The sequence below is a fragment of the Methanocalculus sp. genome, assembly GCF_029762515.1.
GTDB lineage: Archaea > Halobacteriota > Methanomicrobia > Methanomicrobiales > Methanocorpusculaceae > Methanocalculus.
On sequence record NZ_JARVGN010000237.1, the window covers coordinates 1 to 3668 of the forward strand.

Genomic DNA, 3668 nt, shown 5'->3' on the forward strand with positions numbered 1-3668 from the left:
GGCTCCCAAGATGCCCGGCTTCATCAGGTGCCTCGACATGCACGTACACGAAGTCAAGCCGCTTCAGCGCGTCCAGTGCATACCGGATCTTGGCCTCATAGTCGGTATCGAGATATCCGGTTGCTCCGGGAACCTTGATCACCTCCATGCGGGCAATTGTCGCAATTCCAAAGAGGAGATCGACTGCTGAGATCATCCCGCCGGATCTCCCGTACTGTTCTTCAAATGACGGAATTTTCGGAGTCTGCCCCCCGCTCCACGGCCAGATGGAGGTTGCAGGAGATTGTCCCTTCTCAATTCGTTTCAGATTCACCGGGTGGCCGGCAAAGACCTCTGCCGAGACCTCCATACAATGACGCAGGATATCCGCGTCTGCTCCTGTCGGCAGATAGGAATCGATCGGCTGCCCGACGATATCATGCGGAGGGGTGGAGGATGCCCCGCTCCCATGATGAAAGACGAGCAGGTTTCTGTAGCTGATCCCCGGATAGAGAGTTACGCCATCAAGTTCCTTCTGAAGCGAGGCAAAGAGCTCTTTTCCCTCGGAACTAGAGATATGACCGGCAGAGAAATCCTCCATCACCCCGTCCCGGATCGTCACCAGGTTGCAACGGTATGCGATATCGCCTGCTGCAAGCGCAACACCCATCGAGGCCGCCTCCAGCGGACCGCGCCCGGTATAGTAGAGGGCCGGATCATAGCCGAGGACAGAGAGATTTGCAACATCTGATCCTGGTTCAAAACCCGGAGGTACCGTTTCCAGCAGGCCCATCCGGCCATTCCGGGCAATGGCATCCATGTTCGGGGTAGAAGCATACTCAAGCGGGCTCAGCCCGCCGAGTGCTTCAATCGGCTCATCTGCCATCCCATCCCCAAGGATAAGGAGGCATTTCCTCTTCATTCCCTCTACTTCCTCCAGATGCATCATTACTAGATCTGCCGGGAGTATCATTAATAGTCTCTTGAGCGCACATGATCTACTCTGTGAAACCTGACATCTCATTCCGTGAAGCTGCCGGAATCTTTCTCCGCGGCCTCATCATGGGCGGATCCGACATCGTACCCGGTGTCTCCGGCGGCACCATGGCGTTTATCACCGGCATTTACGGGCGGCTTGTCCATGCAATAGCCGCTGTGCGCCCGCATACCGCGATCCGGCTTCTACGTGGAGATATTAGAGGGTTCAAAGATGATTTACAGGCAGCCGATCCGATATTCCTGATCATCCTGCTTGCCGGGATCGGCACCGCCGCTCTCCTGATGTCACGGGCGATCCTGCATATCCTTGAGACCTGGCCTGGCGAGGCATTCGGGCTCTTTCTTGGGATCATCGTAGCATCTGCCGTTGTGATCGCCATCCAGATCGAGTCTGCCAGAAAAAGTGCCATCATCTTCATTGGTGCTGGCCTTTTAGTCGGATACATGATCGGAAGCATCCCCGCAGGATCATTTGGCCACTCTCTCCCGATGATCTTTCTAACCGGTATGATCGCCCTCTGTGCGATGATCCTCCCCGGAATATCGGGTGCATACCTCACCCTCATCCTCGGGCAGTACGAGTATATGCTTCAGGCACTCAGGGACGTCTCAATCCCAGAGATCATCGCGTTCATGGCAGGAGGGGCAATCGGCATCCTCCTCTTCTCCCGGGCGCTCCGGTACCTCCTTGACCACTACACTGCTGTTCTGCTCGCCTTCCTGACCGGCCTGATGCTCGGATCGACCCGGACATTGTTTGAACGGATTGGGGAGGCGGGGGGATTCACACCGGAAGTCATCATCGCGTGTACGACTGGTTTCATCCTGATCGCCGCAGTTGAGCAGATAAGGCGGAAAAAGAGGGATACTATTGTTCACAAAAAATGAGGGGAGTCAACTATCCTCACTCACCATATGAAATTCGATGTGATTAAAGAATTGATTGATACAAAAGGACCATTATAATCGTACAAATTCCTCTACAGTCAACCCAGCTTCATGAATGATCGCCCGCACAGTTCCTTTTGGAATATCCATACCTGAATGATTTGGAACAACAGTTCTTCGTTTCGTGACGGGGTTATACCATATCTCATGGCTCCCTTTTGCCTGTCGATCAAATACAAAACCGGTAACTTTTAACTTTCGGATAACTTCGCGGGCCGGTATTGAAGGAAGCTTGATCATTTGGTTATACCGTTACCGTAACGGGAATCTTGACATTTTTAATTAATTTTGTTGAAGAAACAAGATGCTCCGGCAGGGGATCGCCATGTTCAAGATATGATTCTATCAGTTTACGGGCGACATCCTGGGCGATCTCCATAGTTTCACTGATTGTTCTACCCTGAGCAATAAGACCCTGAATAGTGTCACTTGTTGCCAGGTATCCCCCTTCATCAAGTTTCCTGATAGTAATTGAGAGCATGTATTCGGACATTGTATCTTCTTCAGCCTCCAGCGTATTCTGATATCATATATCTCTCGTCCACCATACCAAGAGATCGTGCATTAATCCAGATAGGGATTGATCGCTTCATGGATCAGATTACTAACCAGTCAGTTCAACTTCACCTGCTGCAAGAGGTCTGCAACAGAGCCGGCCATTATGCACATCCTTCATCACCAGATCAATCTTTTTCGAGATTTCAATGGTATAATACGCTTCACCACAGCGATCACAGATACATGCCGGGACATCCCTGATAACGACGATCTCATCTGCTACTCTGGCAATAAACTCAGTCTTTCCTTCATGCAGAGTTCCTTTACAAAACGTGCATCTCTCTGGAATCAACCTTCTCTCCTCCTTGTTCGTGCATCTATCCAGGACCCTTCATCCGGATTGTATGTTGTAATAACCCGGAGATGATCTTCACAAATCCCCAGTACTAGATGATATGCGTCTTCACGTATAAAACCAAGTATGAGCACAGCTGGACATGGATCATCGTCGGGATATGACTCAATGATCTCCCCACCCCGAATAATTGATTGAAGATCATCAGTTGAAATATTCCTCTCAAACATCCTGACTCGTGCATGATGTGAAATAATGACGGCATCACATTCTGCAAATCTGTTGATCTCTTCTCTTATGTTCACCTCTCCATCCCTTCCTTTGTGTCTGTCCCCATACGATCACAACAAATCAAAGTCACCGATACGATCACAATTCTGATAACCCCGCCCGGACGGCCTCACGAACACTCCTCTCAGACCCGATACCCGGCTTCCATCCAAGCCCCTGAATCTTTTCAACAGAGAGGAGCATCTTCGGGACATCCCCTATCCAGCCGCGATCCCCTCCGGTGAAGGCGAATTCGACATCAGCAAGCCCCATCTCGGATACAACGATCTCTCCTATCGAGACGACATCGATCCAGTCATCAGATCCGATATTATAGACATTATACAGATTGGAACCATGCTCTGAGGCATAGATCATCCCCTCAACGCAGGCAGCAACCGAGAGATAAGATTTGGTCTGGGTTCCGTCACCCAGGATCTCAAGCTGCTCCGGGTTACTCTTGAGTTTCCTGATAAAGTCAAAGATCACCCCGTGGTTGCTCCGGGGACCAATGATATTAGCAAACCGGAAGACCGATCCTTTCATCTGGTAGGTGTGACAGTACGACGAGATCATCGCTTCAGACGCGAGCTTGCTTGCACCATAGACCGAGATAGGC

7 protein-coding genes are annotated in these 3668 nt (G+C 50.8%); 1 reads left to right on the forward strand and 6 read right to left on the reverse strand.

The genetic code is table 11. The features are described from left to right. On the reverse strand, positions 1-901 hold a 901-nt coding region (locus QCH34_RS08730), incomplete at its 3' end, for a cofactor-independent phosphoglycerate mutase (RefSeq protein WP_300332964.1). A gap of 71 nt (positions 902-972) precedes the next feature. Here QCH34_RS08730 and QCH34_RS08735 point away from each other — a divergent pair. After that, positions 973-1866, forward strand: a complete 894-nt coding sequence (locus QCH34_RS08735; protein ID WP_300332968.1) for a DUF368 domain-containing protein — start codon at positions 973-975, stop codon at positions 1864-1866. Positions 1867-1938: 72 nt separating this feature from the next. Here the strand turns inward: QCH34_RS08735 and QCH34_RS13350 are convergent, their stop codons facing one another. From QCH34_RS13350 to QCH34_RS08755, 5 genes are all read right to left on the reverse strand, one after another. Continuing rightward, the gene (locus tag QCH34_RS13350) at positions 1939-2166 is read right to left on the reverse strand and encodes a type II toxin-antitoxin system HicA family toxin (protein WP_366898501.1); all 228 of its coding nucleotides are present in this window, start codon (positions 2164-2166) and stop codon (positions 1939-1941) included. 4 nt (positions 2167-2170) lie between these two features. Next, positions 2171-2419, reverse strand: coding sequence for a type II toxin-antitoxin system HicB family antitoxin (locus QCH34_RS08740; protein WP_300332969.1), 249 nt, complete (start codon positions 2417-2419; stop codon positions 2171-2173). Between the two features lie 111 nt (positions 2420-2530). Beyond that, positions 2531-2776: a type II toxin-antitoxin system MqsA family antitoxin gene (locus tag QCH34_RS08745; RefSeq protein WP_300332970.1), complete on the reverse strand. Its 246-nt coding sequence runs from the start codon at positions 2774-2776 to the stop codon at positions 2531-2533. Beyond that, positions 2773-3084: a DUF4258 domain-containing protein gene (locus QCH34_RS08750; RefSeq protein ID WP_300332971.1), complete on the reverse strand. Its 312-nt coding sequence runs from the start codon at positions 3082-3084 to the stop codon at positions 2773-2775. Before QCH34_RS08750 ends, QCH34_RS08745 begins: the two co-directional genes overlap by 4 nt. A 64-nt stretch (positions 3085-3148) precedes the next feature. Beyond that, a partial coding sequence (locus QCH34_RS08755; RefSeq protein WP_300332972.1) for an NAD-dependent epimerase/dehydratase family protein occupies positions 3149-3668 on the reverse strand: 520 nt, incomplete at its 5' end.

What these genes read in the sequence shown, in the direction of transcription:
- QCH34_RS13350 (WP_366898501.1), bottom strand. Translation starts at nt 2,166, where the DNA reads ATGATCAAGCTTCCTTCAATACCGGCCCGCGAAGTTATCCGAAAGTTA.
- QCH34_RS08735 (WP_300332968.1), top strand. Translation starts at nt 973, where the DNA reads ATGATCTACTCTGTGAAACCTGACATCTCATTCCGTGAAGCTGCCGGA.
- QCH34_RS08740 (WP_300332969.1), bottom strand. Translation starts at nt 2,419, where the DNA reads ATGTCCGAATACATGCTCTCAATTACTATCAGGAAACTTGATGAAGGG.